General features: G+C 38.3%; 13 protein-coding genes and 1 pseudogene. 1 reads left to right on the top strand and 13 read right to left on the bottom strand.

The window, feature by feature from the left end:
• Positions 1-55: 55 nt before the first annotated feature.
• Positions 56-1,189, bottom strand: a pseudogene (gene rlmD / locus Q0376_RS03880) (23S rRNA (uracil(1939)-C(5))-methyltransferase RlmD); the annotation flags it as partial.
• A 522-nt stretch (positions 1,190-1,711) separates the two neighbouring features.
• A complete protein-coding gene (locus tag Q0376_RS03885) occupies positions 1,712-2,527 on the bottom strand; it encodes a MerR family transcriptional regulator (protein WP_298704294.1) in 816 nt (271 codons plus the stop codon).
• Between the two features lie 229 nt (positions 2,528-2,756).
• Here Q0376_RS03885 and Q0376_RS03890 point away from each other — a divergent pair, with 229 nt between their 5' ends.
• Positions 2,757-3,329 carry a GNAT family N-acetyltransferase gene (locus Q0376_RS03890; RefSeq protein WP_298704296.1) on the top strand — a complete coding sequence of 191 codons (573 nt, stop codon included), beginning with the start codon at positions 2,757-2,759 and terminating at the stop codon, positions 3,327-3,329.
• Positions 3,330-3,915: 586 nt separating this feature from the next.
• On the opposite strand, the gene Q0376_RS03895 is transcribed toward Q0376_RS03890, so the two are convergent.
• The 11 genes from Q0376_RS03895 to Q0376_RS03945 all read right to left on the bottom strand — a co-directional run.
• Entirely contained in the window at positions 3,916-7,362 is a 3,447-nt protein-coding gene (locus Q0376_RS03895) for a pyruvate carboxylase (protein ID WP_298704299.1), read from the bottom strand.
• 246 nt (positions 7,363-7,608) lie between these two features.
• Positions 7,609-8,307, bottom strand: a complete 699-nt coding sequence (locus tag Q0376_RS03900; protein WP_298704301.1) for a hypothetical protein — start codon at positions 8,305-8,307, stop codon at positions 7,609-7,611.
• Between the two features lie 9 nt (positions 8,308-8,316).
• Complete coding sequence (locus tag Q0376_RS03905; protein ID WP_298704303.1) at positions 8,317-9,609, bottom strand: M18 family aminopeptidase; 1,293 nt, start codon at positions 9,607-9,609, stop codon at positions 8,317-8,319.
• A 121-nt stretch (positions 9,610-9,730) separates the two neighbouring features.
• Positions 9,731-10,714 carry a DASS family sodium-coupled anion symporter gene (locus Q0376_RS03910; RefSeq protein WP_298704306.1) on the bottom strand — a complete coding sequence of 328 codons (984 nt, stop codon included), beginning with the start codon at positions 10,712-10,714 and terminating at the stop codon, positions 9,731-9,733.
• Positions 10,656-11,132 carry an SLC13 family permease gene (locus Q0376_RS03915; RefSeq protein ID WP_298704308.1) on the bottom strand — a complete coding sequence of 159 codons (477 nt, stop codon included), beginning with the start codon at positions 11,130-11,132 and terminating at the stop codon, positions 10,656-10,658. Before Q0376_RS03915 ends, Q0376_RS03910 begins: the two co-directional genes overlap by 59 nt.
• A 193-nt stretch (positions 11,133-11,325) precedes the next feature.
• On the bottom strand, positions 11,326-12,153 hold the full coding sequence (locus tag Q0376_RS03920) for an Mrp/NBP35 family ATP-binding protein (RefSeq protein WP_298704310.1): 828 nt from the start codon (positions 12,151-12,153) through the stop codon (positions 11,326-11,328).
• Positions 12,154-12,530: 377 nt separating this feature from the next.
• Positions 12,531-13,733, bottom strand: a complete 1,203-nt coding sequence (locus Q0376_RS03925; RefSeq protein WP_298704311.1) for a PLP-dependent aminotransferase family protein — start codon at positions 13,731-13,733, stop codon at positions 12,531-12,533.
• Positions 13,734-13,819: 86 nt separating this feature from the next.
• Complete coding sequence (locus Q0376_RS03930; protein WP_298704313.1) at positions 13,820-14,527, bottom strand: TVP38/TMEM64 family protein; 708 nt, start codon at positions 14,525-14,527, stop codon at positions 13,820-13,822.
• Positions 14,528-14,696: 169 nt separating this feature from the next.
• Entirely contained in the window at positions 14,697-15,548 is an 852-nt protein-coding gene (locus tag Q0376_RS03935) for a YadA-like family protein (protein ID WP_298704315.1), read from the bottom strand.
• Positions 15,487-15,957 (bottom strand): hypothetical protein, encoded by a 471-nt coding sequence (locus Q0376_RS03940; protein ID WP_298704317.1) that lies wholly within the window; start codon positions 15,955-15,957, stop codon positions 15,487-15,489. Before Q0376_RS03940 ends, Q0376_RS03935 begins: the two co-directional genes overlap by 62 nt.
• A gap of 589 nt (positions 15,958-16,546) precedes the next feature.
• The coding region (locus Q0376_RS03945) for a YadA C-terminal domain-containing protein (protein WP_298704319.1) at positions 16,547-17,859 on the bottom strand (1,313 nt) is incomplete at its 5' end.

A 17,859-nucleotide genomic window follows, 5' to 3' on the forward strand; every position in this document is an offset into this window, starting at 1 on the left:
CTTCTTGCCAATTCTCAGAATGTGTCAGTTCAATGATTCGTTTCATTGCTGCTTAGACATCGGCCTTCACACCACGTTTTACAAGGGCTGGCATTTCCTTAGCCGCATCAGCCGCTATAAATTCCGTATTACTAATGCCATTACGTTTTGCATTGGCCTTCGCATCAACTATAGCAGGCTCTACTATTTCAATACCAATCACATGTTTCGCTTTTTGAGCTAAGAACAAAGATATGGTACCCGTACCACAATAGGCATCAATGACGGTTTCCTCGCCTGTTAAATTAGCATAGTCTAAAGCCTTTTTATATAGTACCGTGGTTTGTTCTGGATTGACTTGGAAAAAGGAATGTGGCGATAGACGAAACGCTAAAGTATCAATGGTATCCGAAATCGTGTCATCCCCCCATAGTAACGAGCAATCACGCCCCATAATCACATTTGTTTTCTTAGGATTGTAATTTAATACAATGCTAGTCACTTCTGGCAGTTCTTGACGAATGACTTCAATCCAATGCTCTTTATTAGGCAATGTATTCTGAGTTGATACGATTATAAGCATCCAGCCATTTTTACCGATACGGCCAATAATATGACGAATCTCGCCGTCTCCTGTTAGTTCGTTATAAGGAACAAGGCCACTTTCATTAATAAGGCGTTCACAAACAGCAGCAATTTTATTATTTCCCTCATCTTGAATCTTACAATTTACACAGGGCACAATCGAATGTGATCCCATAGCATAAAATCCCAGTTCTGCCTTCCCTTTTACACCGCCTACAGGAATTTGCATCTTATTGCGATAATGCCACGGTGTTTCCGGTCCCAAAGCAGATAGTACTACATCTGGATTCGTTTGCCCAATGCGCTCCATAATATCCTTAACTTTTTGTGTTTTCAAACGCAACTGTTCATCGTAGCGTACATGTTGTAATTGACAGCCCCCACAAGTGCCATATACAGGACAGTCTGGTTCAATTCGATGTGGTGATGCTTCTACAATTTCAACAATACTTCCCGTCGCATACTTCTTCTTTACTAAATCAATGCGAACTCTTACCACTTCATCAGGCAAAGCAAAGGGGACAAACACGGTAAATCCTTCATAGCGGCCTACACCTTCACCACTATTTCCTAGGCCATTAATATGTACATCATATAGTCCCCCTGTTACAACAGGTATCGCCATCTTTGTTCCTGCTGATATATTTATCTTTGTTCCTACTGAGCTATTTTTCTTTGTTTCTACTGAGCTATGCTTCTTTGTCCCTACTGATATCCGTTCCTTAGTTCCCACTGGTGTATTCTTCTTTCTTTCCTTTGTAATAGTGGCATCTTTCACTTGGCCCTTTGCGACAGGCACAGTCTTCATCATCCTTCATCCTTTCTATTATATGGAGAATTACCCTCCATAATCATTATAAATTTTAGCAATTATATCAAACAAATCCTTAAGAAAATTCTATTCAGAGTATTCTACTAATATTATATTATACCTCTAATTTACAATACTAGTAAAATGGCAAGCTACTTACTAGTAAAATGGTAAGCTCCTTTTATTTATTACTGTCAATAGCTTCAATTTGAGGATTACCGCTACTCATCTATTGGTACTGCTTTACAGGTGCATGTATCTTTATAGGTACCTGTGTCTTTACAGTACATATATCTTTACAGTACATGTATCTTTACAGGTACATGCTTCATCTATTTATCCCCCCTTCACAGGTATATACAATTTAGTGACAAAATCTGCTTCCTTATTGGTAGCCACATGACTAATCACATATTCTTCAAAAATATCACCGCATACCGTATAGCCTTGTGCCTGTATTTTTTTCAAAATCGTAGGATACGATGCTATCAGTTCTTCATAGGCCCCTTTAACATATACAATGCCATAAAGTCCGCCAGATCGAACGCCATTAGCCGCATCAGGACTCATCATGTAAAGGCGGTCAATGCGTTTAAACTCACCTCGTTGTATATCTTCAAACGCTATGACTGATCCAGTATACAATATGCCGGTACAGTCTGCTTCCTTTACAAATCTTGTATACGCCTCACCCCAATGTGTGTTAGAGGTTAACTCTTCTTCTCCTAAAGAATCACTATATAGCATAGGCGTCTCTTTTAAATTTACAAAAGAAATGGTATCAAAATTCGCCTCTCGCCCTTCTTCTGTACTTGCTTGTAAATGGAGTAAACTCGATTGCAAATTCTGTAATCGTTTTATTTCTTCTCTTACAATCGCCTCTTGCACTGTAATCAAATGACATAATCGTTCTGGCGAAGGGGCTGCCACATAATCGCTCAACTTTTTAATAGATACGCCCATATCTCGCAATGATGAGAGCGTCCAAAATTCTTCAATCTGACTTGCCTCATAATAACGATATCCATTCGAACCTACATGGGCGGGCTTAAACAGATTAATTTTATCATAATACAATAAGGTATCTTTATTAATGCCAAATAATTTAGCAAACGCCCCTGTTGTATATCGTGTCTTACCAATGCGATGCATATACATCCTCTCCCACATACATATGCAATTACTAAAATACTATTATGATGATTAAACCTATTGACCCTAGACTTACTCTATAGTTTATACTACAACCCATGAGAGTGCAATTCATTTAAAATAAAACCTATACTAGTTCTATGCCTTTATATTAGGCATTGAGAATATTACTTCATTAAATCTAACTATAAAAGAGCTCTCATTTAATAGTAAAACCAAGGAGACACATATGTTACAGTATAAACTTATTATCCAAAAGGACGCCACCTACTATGCAATCAAAAAACTATATAGAAACAGTTTCCCCACCTTAGAACAACTGCCTTGGAGTCTTTTATCCTATCGCTCTCTTACAGGACATTCCTATATGGTAGGATTTTTTGACAATCAACTGCTTATTGGCTTTGTCTACCTCATTCCTTATAAAGATATTCTTTGCATTATGTTTATGGCTGTATTCCCTGAACAACAAGGCAAAGGCTATGGCAGTAACATATTAAATCAAATTAAAGAGCTTTGGCCCCATAGCCGACTCTGTCTTTACATGGAGGAGCTAGTGCCTACAGCATCTAATTATGAAGAACGTTTACAGCGAAGTACATTTTATGCGCGTAATGGCTATCTACCGATGAATTATACAGTCAGTGAGTCTGGCATAGTATATGATATGCTCGCCGCCAATGGCACTGTTACTGAGCCAGAGTACACCAATCTGATGAGTGCTTTTTTGGGGCCCTATGTAAAAAGAATTTACCACAATGCGTGGGAGCCATTATTCACAGCATTAAAATTTATACCCTAATATATGAATCCTAACTATAAACTTCGGACCATACATCAAAGGAAATTCGATAAACTTTATTAAACTTAACTGCATTCTCTAAACTTTGTTGAACCGAACTGGATTCTCTAAACTTTGTTGACCCGCACTAGATTCTCTAAACTTTGTTAATCCGAACCGGATTCAGTAAACTTCGTTGAGCAAAAGGGGCCACTATCTAGCTCTTTAAAGCAACGTGTCCTCTATCTAACTCATTGAAATAAAGAACCTTCTGTCAAACTCATTGAAACAAAGAACGTTCCGTCAAACTCATTGAAACAAAGATCCTTCTGTCAAACCCATTGAATCAAAGAACGTTCCGTCAAACTCATTAAAACAAAGAGCCGTCTGTCAAACTCATTGAGGGAAAAGATATGCGGTGAAATTCAATAAAATAAAAAGAGATGGTATGAAACGAACGCTGAGCGAACGAATCATACCATCTCTTTTATTTTACTGCTAACTATATGTTACATGTTAAATAGTTTAAAGCATTAGCACTCGCATTAGTCTTTAGCACCTATAAAACACTACTACTTTAATTCAACAGAACATCAACTATATATAATTAGCTAGCTTGTCCTTCTTGGATCTTAATGAGGCAATCGCCACTTTCAATGCGGCTACCTTCACGAACATAGATTTCACCAACTAAACCATCCACTGGTGCAGTAATTGTAGTTTCCATCTTCATCGCTTCAGTAACTACCAATGGTTCCCCTTTAGTAACTAGCTGCCCTTTGTTAACAAGAATCTTAACAACGGAGCCAGACAAGGTAGCACCGACTTCACCAGGTTGTGATTTATCTACTTTATGGCGTACAACACCTGTAGTCTTCACATGTTTATCGCGAATCTTAATATCTCGTGGTTGGCCATTAAATTCAAAGCTTACTGTACGATTACCATCTTCATCGACTTCACTAATGTGAATCAATTTAATGATGAGCATTTTACCTTTTTCAATGGTTACATGAATGGCTGTGCCACGTTTCATACCAAAGAAGAAGGTTGGTGTATCAAGGGAGGAAATATCATCATAATCACTTAGGAATTCTACATAATCGCTAAATACTTTTGGATATAAGCAATACGCGATGACATCTTCATCAGTAGCTTTGGATCCCATTTCCACTAAATGCTTGCGCACATCTTCAAAATCAACTGGCGCTAAGAATTTGCCAGGACGACCCGCTAATGGCTTCTTACCTTTTAAGATAATCTTTTGTAATTTTTCAGGGAAACCTTGATATGGTACACCCAAATAACCTTGGAAGAATTCTACAACGGATTGTGGGAAGTCTAAGGTTTCACCCTTGCTATATACATCCTCTTCAGTTAAATCATTTTGTACCATGAATAAAGTCATATCACCAACTACTTTAGAAGAAGGCGTTACTTTAATAATATCGCCAAACATCATATTAACTTGATGATATACCTTCTTAATTTCATCCCAACGATCACCAAGACCTACACTCTTAGCCTGTTGTTGTAAATTAGAATACTGACCACCAGGCATTTCATGTTGATATACTTCAGTGCTTGGATATGGATTTGTTTTATCCACCCCTTTATAGTATGGGCGAATGGAAGCAAAATAATCACTCATTCGTTCCATATACACTGGATCGAGTTCTGGTTGACGTTCATGTCCCGTTAAGCCATAGTACAAGGAGTTCATACTAGGTTGGCTTGTACCATTTGCAAAGGCAGAGTATGCTACGTCAACTACGTCAACTCCTGCATCAATAGCACGGCCTAAGGAATAGAGTGCATTACCTGCTCCTTCATGAGTATGAAGGTGAATTGGCACATTAACCGCATCTTTTAAAGCAGACACTAAATTATATGCCGCTTGTGGTTTTAAAAGCCCTGCCATATCTTTAATAGCAATAATATTAGCACCAGCTTTTTCCACTTCTTTAGCCATTTTTACATAATAATCTAAATTATATTTTGTACGGCTTGCATCTAAAATATCCCCTGTGTAGCAAAGAGCCACTTCAGCAATCTTATTCTGATTGCGCACTTCATCAATGGCTACATGCATATTGTCTAAGCTATTTAAACTATCAAATACACGGAATACATCAATACCGTTTTTAGCGGATAATTCGATAAATTTACGCACCACATTATCTGGATAACTTGTATAACCTACAGCATTAGCACCACGAAGAAGCATTTGTAATAATACATTTGGCACTTCTTTGCGGAACATGCGAAGGCGTTCCCATGGGTCTTCATGTAAGAAGCGATATGCTACGTCAAAGGTCGCACCACCCCAGCATTCAAGGGAGAATAAATTAGGCACCCCACGAGCTGCTTCACCAGCTACACGAGCCATGTCGGCCGTACGAAGACGGGTCGCAAATAAGGATTGATGTGCATCACGCCAAGTAGTATCAGTGAAATATACTTTTTGCTCGCCCATTAACCATTTGCTAAAACCTTCAGGACCTAGTTCATCAAATTTCTGCTTAGTCCCTGCTGGCGGATCATTAGGGAGCATTGGTGGCATATGAAGGGCTTCAAAATCAGGTAAGTCTTGATGCCCTAAGTTCTGATACCCATTTACAGTTACATTGGCTATGTAACGCATCATCTTAGTACCACGGTCACGAACTTGTTTGAAAATGAACAATTCTGGATGTTCATCAATAAAGTTAACATTGCATTTACCAGCTACAAATGTAGGGTTTTCAAGTACATTAATTAAGAAATGAATATTCGTTTTTACGCCGCGAATACGGAATTCACGAAGACAACGAATCATTTTATTAATGCAGTCTTCTGGCGTTAAGGCATGAGAAGAGGCTTTAACAAGTAAGGAATCATAGTATGGCGTAATAACAGAACCGGTGAACGCATTACCACCATCAAGGCGAATACCAAAGCCACCACTAGAGCGGTATGCCATCAATTTACCAGTATCAGGCATGAAGTTATTACTTGGATCTTCTGTAGTAATACGACATTGAATGGCTTGGCCAATGCATTTAATATCTTTTTGCTGTGGCATGCCCACAATTTCATCAAATAAGGAATAGCCTTCAGCCACACGAATTTGTGTATGAACAATATCAATACCTGTAACAAGCTCTGTAATAGTATGTTCTACTTGGATACGAGGGTTAACTTCGATGAAATAGAAATTGCCATCTTCAGTTACCAAGAACTCTACCGTACCAGCACCTACATAGTTAACATTTTGCATCAATTTAACAGCTGCATTACAGATACGTTCCCGTGTTTCAATAGGAAGTGCCCAAGCTGGCGCAATTTCCACTACCTTCTGATGACGGCGTTGTACGGAGCAGTCACGTTCATGTAAATGCACTACATTACCATGTTCGTCACCGATGATTTGAACTTCAATATGTTTTGGTTCTACGATGAGTTTTTCCACATATACATCATCATCACCAAAGGCCATTTTAGCTTCAGATTTAGCGCGATCATAGGCTTCGCGAAGGTCATCCATAGATTCAACGGCACGCATACCACGACCGCCGCCGCCATTAACCGCTTTAATCATGAGTGGGAAGCCATGAGTTTTGGCAAATTCTTCAAGTTCTTCAAAATTGTTAAGTGGTCCATCACTACCAGGAATCATTGGAATATCGGCCAATTTAGCTTGAATACGAGCATTTACTTTATCCCCGAACATTTCTAAATGATCGAGATGTGGGCCAATAAAAATAATTCCTTCTTCTTCACAGCGCTTAGCAAACTTAGCATTCTCTGCTAAAAAGCCATAGCCAGGATGAATGGCATCTACATCATGTTCATGAGCAATGCGAATGATATCTTCAATATCTAAATATGCATCAACTGGCTTTTTACCACGGCCAACTAAATATGCTTCATCCGCTTGGTTGCGGTGTAATGATAAGGAATCCTCCTTAGAATAAATAGCTACTGTGCGAATGCCCATTTCATTACATGCACGAAATACGCGAATAGCAATTTCGCCACGATTCGCTACCAATACAGACTTAATTTCTTTCATCAGACTTCCTCCCTCAATATTCAATATTGATATACTTAATATTGTAGAAGTATTCAAACACGAATACAACCTATTTTTTCATGTATACACAATACATAGTTTCTATTTTTTAGATAATTTATTTCTATACTTCTTAAACCGCTCTTTACATCACCCAATTAAAGGACTAAGTGGCTATGTCCCCTGCAAATCATCATCGTAATGAATAGGATGTAACTTGCGAGGCCAACTACTTAATACCATAGATTAGCCTTGATAGAGCTGAAATAATCCAAAGAAGTATAAAGCCTCTAATACCATAACAACGCCCATAATGCGTTTAAACCAAAGCACGCGCAGGCGATAATTAGGTTGTATTACTACACGGCCCAGTCTCTCTAAGCGACCAGTGAGCCAAAATACAGGAATCAAATATCCTATAATAAAGGAAATAATCATTATAGAAGCGAGTTTCCAACCCGCCACGGCGATGGTGGCTACAATCCAAATATAAATGGGTAGCCGGTCATAGCGCCAACTAAGACCGCTCTTTATGCCTCGCCACACAATGGCCAGCGTACGCTGCCACACCTTAGCTTTACGCTCAATGCGGCGATCTTCACGGGCAGAAAAAGGCACCGGATGGATAAAAGCGACCCACTCAAAAGACTGTAAGGCCATAACTAAGAGCAACAAGCTCCATAAAATATAGGACCACCGTCCAATTGTATAAGGACCTAATATCCAAGACCCTACAATACCAACGCCAATAACCGATGCCACCATACCGATGGCATAATAGATCCGCTTGTACACATGTCCTACAAGGCGCGGCAAAATGGTGGCCACTGTTTCTGGCACCAAGGACGTGCCTATACCGGTAAGAAACATGAGGCCCACCAAAATCATTTGCGCTAAATGGGTGCGAAGCACCTCCGATAGGTACAAAGTATATTCAATTAACATAAAAACTTCCTATCCTAAAAACTCACGCATGAGATTTTCTAGCGCCTCTTGGTCAAAGGTCCCCATAGTCTCACGAGCTGAGTGCATAGCTAACAAAGGAACACCTACGTCCATAGTGCGCATAGGTAAAATGGATGAAGAAATGGAACCTACTGTTGAGCCCCCTGGAATATCCGAGCGATTCACATACACTTGATATGGAATATTAGCATTCTCACAAAGCGATGACACCACACCAATGGCTTTCGCATCGCCCGCATAGGATTGGCTCGCTGCAATCTTAAGCACAACGCCCTTATTTAGTACTGGGAAATTAGTAATGTCATTTTTCTCAGGATAATTCGGATGGTATGCATGGGCCACATCAGATGATATCATGAAACCTCGCGCCATGTCGGCATACATGTGCTCTTTAGTAAAGCCTTGACTCATATAAATACGCTCCACAATTTGTGGTAATATCGTAGAGGCACCGCCTTGTTTTGTGCGGCTCCCCACTTCTTCATTATCAAATAAAGCAATCAAACGTAAGCCATCTACATTAGCCTGTTTAGCTGCTTTAATACCTTCAAGGCAAGCCATGCACGATGTTAAATTATCTAAACGTGGGGAACTAACAAACTCATCATTTCGCCCTAATGTAGTGCCCCCGTCTACAGGATATAAGGTTAATTCATAAGAAATGATATCCTCTGGATTGCAATTCACTTCTTCACTTAAAAAGGCTAGCCATTCGTCTTCAAGAGACATATTTTCATCAGGCAACTGCCCCATCATCATGAAGATAGGCAACATATGATTTTGTTTATTTAACGCTACGCCTTCATTAATTTGACGATTCATATGAATAGCCAAATTAGGAATGGTAAGCAAAGGTCTTTGTATATCAACATAATGCATCTTAGGTTCATACGCATTATCTTGTTTACATACAACTACCCCCGCCAGCGATAAAGGGCGATCTAGCCAAGTATTTAAAATTAAGCCACCATAAGATTCTACATTAAGACGTCCATAGCCTTTGCGTTCCAATAAAGGATTCGGCTTTACCCGTAAGGCAGGAAAATCAGTGTGTGCTGACCCGACATGAAAGGACTGTCTCATATCATGTCCAATGTGAAAGGCCACTAATGTAGAGTCATAGACTTTTACAAAATAATCCCCAGGAACTAAATTCCATTCCTCCCCAAGAGAAATTTCTTCAAATCCTGCGTCTTCTAACATCTGTGCTGATGCCAGTACAGTATGGTAAGGCGAAGTGCTTCTATCAATGTACTCTAATAAATTTGCAACTGTATTCATAATTCACCTCTTGAATTTGACAATGTACAGTTAATTATACCATATCTATAGGCAAAACAAAAAAGCGAGGACCTTTTAAATCCTCGCTTTAAAGAGATATCATAAACCTCAAAAACCTAAATTACCAAAGACCTAAAATTTTCCACCATACAGTGCCAAGGCCTAACCAGATAATAATGTTAATGACTGATGCAATAAAGCCCAAACGCCACCAAGTATTTTGCGTCATGTAACCAGCATTGAAGCAAATTGGTGAAGGACCTGCTGCATAGTGAGTTAAGCTCATGCACAAGTTGGAGAAGAATGCAAATGCAAGCATAGCGAGCATTGGAGGTGTCCCTACACCAATCGCAACGGTCACGAACGCTACGTACATAGCGGTAATATGTACAGTTAAGCTTGCAAAAATATAATGTGAGTACATGTAGATTAGGATTAAAATTACAAATGCTGCAATCCAGTTGATACCAGATACTTCAGCCCCTACAATTGTGGCAAACCATTTAATAAAACCTGTTTTATTAAGTTGGCCAGCTAGGGCAATCATAGTACCCATCCAAACTAATGTATCCCAGCCACCTTTTTCTTCTGTTACATCAGACCAAACAAGAACTTTAGTAACAAGTAAAATGCCAACACCAAGTAACGCAACGGTTGTAGCATTAAGACCTGTAAATTGACCGGTAGCCCAAAGAATTAAGGATAAAATAAATACGCCAAGCATTACTTTTTCTGCAAAGCTCATGGCCCCTAAGTTTTTGAGCTCTTCCGCAATGTGAGCCTGTACGTCTCTTGTATCCTTAAGTTCTGGAGGGAAAATTTTGTAAAGCACAAATGGCATAACAGCCAAGGCAATAACACCTGGCACGATAGACGCAATAGCCCAGCCGCCCCAAGTAATATTAATACCAAAGGATTCTGCTGCTAATGAGGCAATTAATGTATTCCCTGCCATGGATGTCAAAAACATAGCAGACGTAATTACATTGCCTTGATAAATGGATTGAATAAGGAAGGCCCCAATTTTGCGAGCTGTATCACCTGGTTCAGAACCAAAGGCAGATGCTAGAGAACGTGTAATTGGGAAAATGACCCCCCCCCGCACGAGCTGTATTGGAAGGCGTAGCAGGAGATAAAATAAAATCACTGATAACAAGTGCATAAGATAATTTTAAAGAATTACTCCCTACGGCTTTAATTAAAGTATATGCAATACGGCGTCCTAAACCAGTTTTAATAAATCCACGAGAAAATAAGAACGCTGCTACGATTAACCAAATAGACGTATTGGCAAAGCCTGCAAGACCTTCACCAATTTTTAAGGTATTAGTCACTGCAGCAACAACAATACTTAAAATAGAAACGGCACCAATTGGTAATGGCTGTAAAATAAATCCTAAAATAGTGCCTGCGAAAATTGCGAATAAGTGCCACGCTTGAGGTTTCAATCCCTCTGGTACTGGCACAAACCAAATGATTACTCCCACTAAAATAGGAATAATCCATGACATATATTTCTTCATATCATGCCCACCCTTTTTAAACAACTTTGTCTACTTTTTATGATATCTCTTACTTATAAAAACAAAAAACTGCCTATCTTTTTTAACCTAATAAGATAAGCAGTTTTTTGAATTCACCCTAATCATGAATCCCCTAGTATATTGCCCTGACTCATACGTTCAAAGCAGCCTACTTTACTATCGTAGGTTCATACTATTGTGGTAGCTCAACTTGTTCTAGGTTCGTCTTTTCGATTTGTTCTAATTTACCAGCGTCACAAAGTTCTGCAACTTTAGGATCAATTGGAAGACGGCCTAAAAGCAATAAACCATATTTTTGTAATACTTCATCAATATGGCTATCACCAAAGATTTTATAATCCTTACCATTGTCTGGGCAATGGAAATAGGAGAAGTTTTCTACTGCCCCAATAATTGGCACTTGCATTAATTCAGCCATTTTTACAGCTTTTTCAACAATCATAGATACCAAATCTTGAGGTGAAGTAACAACTACGATGCCATCAAGTGGAAGAGATTGGAATACAGTTAAGGCTACATCTCCTGTTCCTGGAGGCATATCTACAAAAAGATAGTCAATATCTTTCCAAATAACATCTGTATAAAATTGTTTTACTACATTACCTACAATCGGACCACGCCATAATACTGGGTCGGACTCATTTTCAAGCAATAGATTAACAGACATTACATCAACGCCGCCTTCAGACGTAATAGGATGCATACCTAATTCATCAGCCACAGCCTTGCCTTTTATGCCAAATACTTTTGGAATAGAAGGGCCTGTAATATCGCCATCTAAAATACCCACTTTAAAACCACGACGTGCCATAGTAATAGCAAGTAAACTTGTAACGAGGGATTTACCAACCCCGCCTTTACCACTCACTACGCCAATAACGTGTTTTACACTACTGAATTCATTTAATTGCGCCATTAAATCTTGAGGCGCTTGTTGTGCACTACCGCAAGAAGACTTGGATGCACAGCCACTGCAGCCACCTGAACTGCCACAACTCATAATTACACCTACTTTCAAATAGTTTCATCATATAAGAACTATTTAGATATATCAATTAAACTGACATGATTCTAACTATACTGTTAGCATGTCTAGGGTAAGTGTATCATAATCAGTTCTTAAGTTCAACGAAAAGCCCCGGTCATGCAAAACGTGCATAAACTCTGGGCTTTTTCTATTCCTTTTAACTATTAGTTTAATTTTATTAATTAATTATATTAGCAGTGCTTATTATGTAATCATAGAGGTACGTGTAACTGCCTGTTATGTAATTGTAGACCCAAGAAATTAGTTTATTATGTAGTCCTTGACTCAAGTAAGGGCTTATTACATAATCATGGACTTGAGTACTATCTTAGTTCCATATCAAAATCCTTCTACTTAATACATTCTTTAGATAATTGACCAACTATTTTCATACCTGTTTCAATTTGTTCTTTTGAAGGGAATGTAAAGCTCAATCTAAAGTCTTGGCATGTTGTTCGGCCATCTGTAGCAAAGGCAGCTCCTTTAACGATGCCCACTTTATGGTCCATGCAGAGCTCAAAAAAGGAATCACAGTCTACCTGCTCTGGCATAGTCATCCAAATAAACATGCCTCCTGTGGGCTCAATAAATTTAACTTCAGAACTACCATGCGTTCTAAAAGTTTGCATCATTAAATCAGCTTTCTCTTTATAAATACGAGATACTTGCTGAATCTGTGCGTCATAATCGATATGGTCTAGCAAATGGGATACTACGCGCTGCGTAACCAAAGGCATTTGCCCATCAGAACTATTTTTTATGCGCTGAATCGCTTCAATTACTTCTTGCGGACCATATAAATAGCCGACGCGAAGACCTGCTGATAAAGTTTTTGAATAGGATCCCGCGTAAATTACGCGATTATCTTCGTCAAAGGATTTAAAGGTCGGCACGATTTCATCAGTAAAGCAAATTTCACCATATGGGTCATCTTCATAAATGAATAAACCATATTCCGCCGCAACGGCATAAATTTCCTTACGCCGTGAAAGTGGCATTGTTACGCCTGTAGGATTTTGAAAATTAGGAATTAAATAAATATAGCGCCCTTTACCGCCACCGCGTTTAATAGCGCGGCGCAATGCATCTGGATCCATCCCCGCTTCATCGCCTTCTACAGCTACAGGAATGGCGCCCATATTTTTAACTGCCCCAATAGCACTCGTAAAAGTATAGGTATCCATATACACTTCATCCCCAGGATTGCAAATCGTTCGTGGCACTAAACCTAAATCTTGTCCCGCGCCAATAGAAAGCAATAGCTGTTGCCCTTCTTTTGGCATGTGACGCACTGTTACCAACCGCTCCACAGTTTGCTCCCGTAAACGGTCATCCCCCATCATAGGACCATATTGTAAAATCTCAATAGGATTGGTATGTACAACCTCATCAAAGGCCTTCTGAATAGCCTCCACAGGAATAGCTTCTGACGCTGGATTACCAATGCCAAAGCTAATAAAGCCAGGAATCTTAGCGCCACGCTCAAAAACTTCACGGATAAAATTAGGTCCTTTTAATTGTGCCTTTTCTGGTAATGTGTACTCAAACTTCATAAATCTCTTCCTCTCTTTGCTACTACACTACTATACTACAATGTATTGTAAATATTAGATTAACATCTAAAAACTTACATGTAAGTCTATTTATGTTCTTCCTTCTGTTCCCGCTTTTTCATATATTGTTTGTAAATATACCAAGCCGCAATATACACGATAGTGGCTACTACGATAATAATAGTTAATCGATCTAAATGTTCATGAAGCATAACAGCATCATGCCCTACTACCACTTCTAAGGCTGTGGAAGGAAATTTACCAATCAAATTGGCTATGGCATAGTCACGCAAACTAATACGACTAATGGCGCCAAGAGCTGTAATAATCCCAGATGGAAAATATGGAATCGTACGGGCAAACAGCATCACAACAAGGCCATTCTTACTACTAAAATCATCTACTTTAAGTAAAAATTGGCTCTTTTTAATTAACTTTTCAGCCGTATCACGCAATAAATAGCGCATAATTAAAAAGCTAATAATAACCCCTACCGTCTCCGCTAGCCACGAAATAATAATCCCTGGAATGAGTCCAAAAATTAATCCATTGGCCGTGGAGAAAAAAATAGATGGTAAAAAGCCCGCAATATTTATGATTACATCAAGAACAAAGCTAATTACTATAGCCCAAGGGCCATAACTTTGAAGCACCTCCGCAATATGATGCACATCGCCTGTTCCAATCAATTCTACCATTTGTTTATAAAAGCCTGGCACAAAAAATTCTATGCTACCTAGCAATATAATCGCTAAAACGCCTATTATTATACGAACTTTAGTCTCTGCTTTCATATGAATGTCCTTAACTCTCCCTAATATATAAAAAACCTTCTATAGTACATTATTGTACCATAGAAGGTTTTCTTCTAATAGACATTTATATGAATCTCATAGTTATTTAAAGATCTGTTTACACTTAGTTTATATATTGCCTATACATAATGTCCTATGAGGACCTATATTATAAACTTACTTTTGTCATTAACTGTTCAATTACTTTTTGTTGTGCTTCAAGAGTGGCTGCTTGTTTAGCTAATTGATCTTTTTGAGCTGTCAATTCTTCTTGTTGTGATGCTACAGTAGATTCTAAGCCTTCATTTTTAGCTTTTAAAGATGCTACTTCATTAGATAAATCACGCACTGCTGTTGGCGCTGTTGGATTTACAACATCACTTTTTTCGCCAAAACGAACAGAAACACCGGCATTTACCATGTTTTCATCACCAAGTGTGCCACCTAAGCTAAATAGTAGATCTTCGTTAGCATGGTAGAAACCGCCAAGTGCTACAGCTTGTTCCCCTTTGTAATTGCCAAAACCAGCCGCTACAGTAAATCTATTGTTTTCATCAAATTGGAGTGGATGTAACGCAGCTAATGCAGCAGCAGAAGCCCCTACTTTATCCATGCGATTATCGAGTTTACTTACACGATTATTTACAGCTGTTACATCTTGTTTTGTATCAGCAATTGCTAATGCATTGGCATTAATTGCATCCGTATTAGCAGCAATGTGAGCCGCATTTACTTGATTAGCTTTTGCATTAGCCACAATGGCGTCCTTATTTGTATTAATAGCTGCTTTATTAGTATCAGTAAGAGCTACTACTTTTTTCAATTGTGCAACATTAACAGCATCGGAGTCTTCAGTACCGGCAGCTACATTAATGATTTGACGAGAAATAGTATTTTGCACCTCTACACCATTTTCATCAGTATATGTTGTAACACCACCAACAGACACAGCCCCTGAATTAGGAAATCCAAGCTTCAGATTTATCAGTCGAGAAAGATTGTGTGCTAGGATCGTAACCACCTTTAAGACCACCTTGACGGTCAGCCACGGAATAAGAACCTAAGGCAACACCAGATTCAGCATTTGTAAAACTGTTAGAGCCAATAGCTACACCAGACCAACCTGCATACCTATTGAATCCAGACTCATTAGTACTATCAGGATATGTCGCCTCAGCATCCACATTACCAGCATCATCTACAGCAGGATTCGTACCTGCTACCATGGCACCTGTACCAATAGCAATAGAGTCAGGTGCTGCGGCATTTACATCGTACCCAAGTTCCGTGGAGAAAAAGCCAGACCCCATATGGTATGGATTTTGTTCTACCACATCGCCTGCTACATTATCAGCTGCCAAGGCTGTATAAGAACCTAATAACGCTGTGGCCACTAATGCCCCCATTAATACAGTTTTTTCTTTTTTCATTCTTACATCACTCCAATAGTACAACACAAGAAAATGGCACAGAAATGGCATAGTAATATGAGGTCGTTTAAACTCACTTCATCTTATACTTATGCTAAACGCATCAAAATATCTCACAACTTGATTTGTTTAATGTGTCATAAGATAGATTATAAAACCCTATTTTTCAAGTGTCAATTACATATTAACATATAATAAAATCTTAAATATCATAACTTTATTAAATATGATTCAATTTTTAATTATTACAATCCATTCTGTATTTCTCATCTTTTTTTCATAACTTATTTAACTTCATCAGAATTTATAATGTTAAACTTCAAGTTGATATTTAAAATTATGTATTATTTTTTCTCTTCCACATGTACAAAAGCCCCTACCTGCATTACTACAATGCAGATAGAAGCCACAAGCTTTATAAAACATAGAGACTGTAGCCTTTAGTTTTATAGAACAAAGAGACTGTAACCTTTAACGGAATTATCCGTATCAGGTTACAGTCTCTATTGTTTTTACATATTTTTATACATGTAACACGCCATAGGCCTATACTATACTATACTGTATTATGCTATGGTATTACATCATATTACATGCCTACTTTAGCCATTAATTGTTGAATTAATGCACGTTGTTGTTCAAGTTCAGCTTTTTGACTAGCTACTTGATCAGCAAGTCCTTTGTTTTCAGCTTTCAAGGATGCTACTTCATTAGTTAATGCACCAATGTTTGTGGCATTAGCATTGCGATAAATGTCATCACCTTTATCGCCGAATTTTAAGGACACGCCAATGTTGAACATTGCTTCATCACCGATTGTGCTAGCTACGCTAAACATTGTATCAGCATTTGGACGATAGAAACCACCAAGAGCAGCAGCGCCTTGGCCTTTGTAACTGCCCATAGCTACAGCAGCAGAGAATTTATCATCAGGATTGAATTCCAATGGATGTAAACCAGCAAGAGCAGCTGCACCAGCACCAACTTTGTTCATGCGGTCGTCAAGTTTAGCCATTTGACGCATATTATCTTGTACCACACCAGCTACATTACCAATAGTATCTTTGAGTTCATCACGTACTTCAACCACTTGGTTAACTGTAGCCGCATTATTAGAACCTGCAACTAATTCACTTTCACCAACATTAGTAATAGGCTTGTCATTTGCATTAATACCTTCATTATTAATGTATGTATTACCACCTACAGAAATACTATTATCCACTTTAAGGTCTTTATCTAAGGAAAGTTCAAAATTGTTTTTGCTTAGTTCTTTTACATGGATATTAGCATCACCTTTAATCTTAGTAGGTGCAACATTTTCATTAACTTTCCCCATGAAATCTTTTAATTGACCTTCCGTAGCAGCACGATCAGCTTGGAAATTACTTTCATCCCATGAAGTATTAGAAAGACCTGTTAACGTACTATTACCAACCTTGCCACTTAAAGTTGCATCGCCTACTTTAATAGTATCACCAAGACTCACTTTTAAACCATTTTTAGAATCCTTTCCATCAGCAGGCCCTACGATAACACCAGAGGTTTCATCACCTTGAATCTTAAGATTACCATCTTTTGTTACGATATTATCAATCCTATTATTGATATCGTTTACATCAGTTTTAATATTTTTAATTTCTTCGGTGTTATTTTTAATTTGATTTTTAGTAGTTTGATTTAAATCAACTTTAATATCATTACCAGAAACAGTAACTTCTGTAGATTCACCATCAATAAAGTTAATAACAGAATCTTTAGAAATTATACGCTTGGATTCTTTTTCTTTATCCATATTGGTATATAAAGTCCACGCACTGGCTTGACCAAGTTCTTCATTCGTAATGCCTAATTTAGTTTTCCAATTGTTAATATTAGTATCACCAGTTAAATTAGACGCAT

The organism is uncultured Veillonella sp. (genome assembly GCF_937981445.1).
In the GTDB taxonomy this organism is placed as follows: domain Bacteria; phylum Bacillota; class Negativicutes; order Veillonellales; family Veillonellaceae; genus Veillonella_A.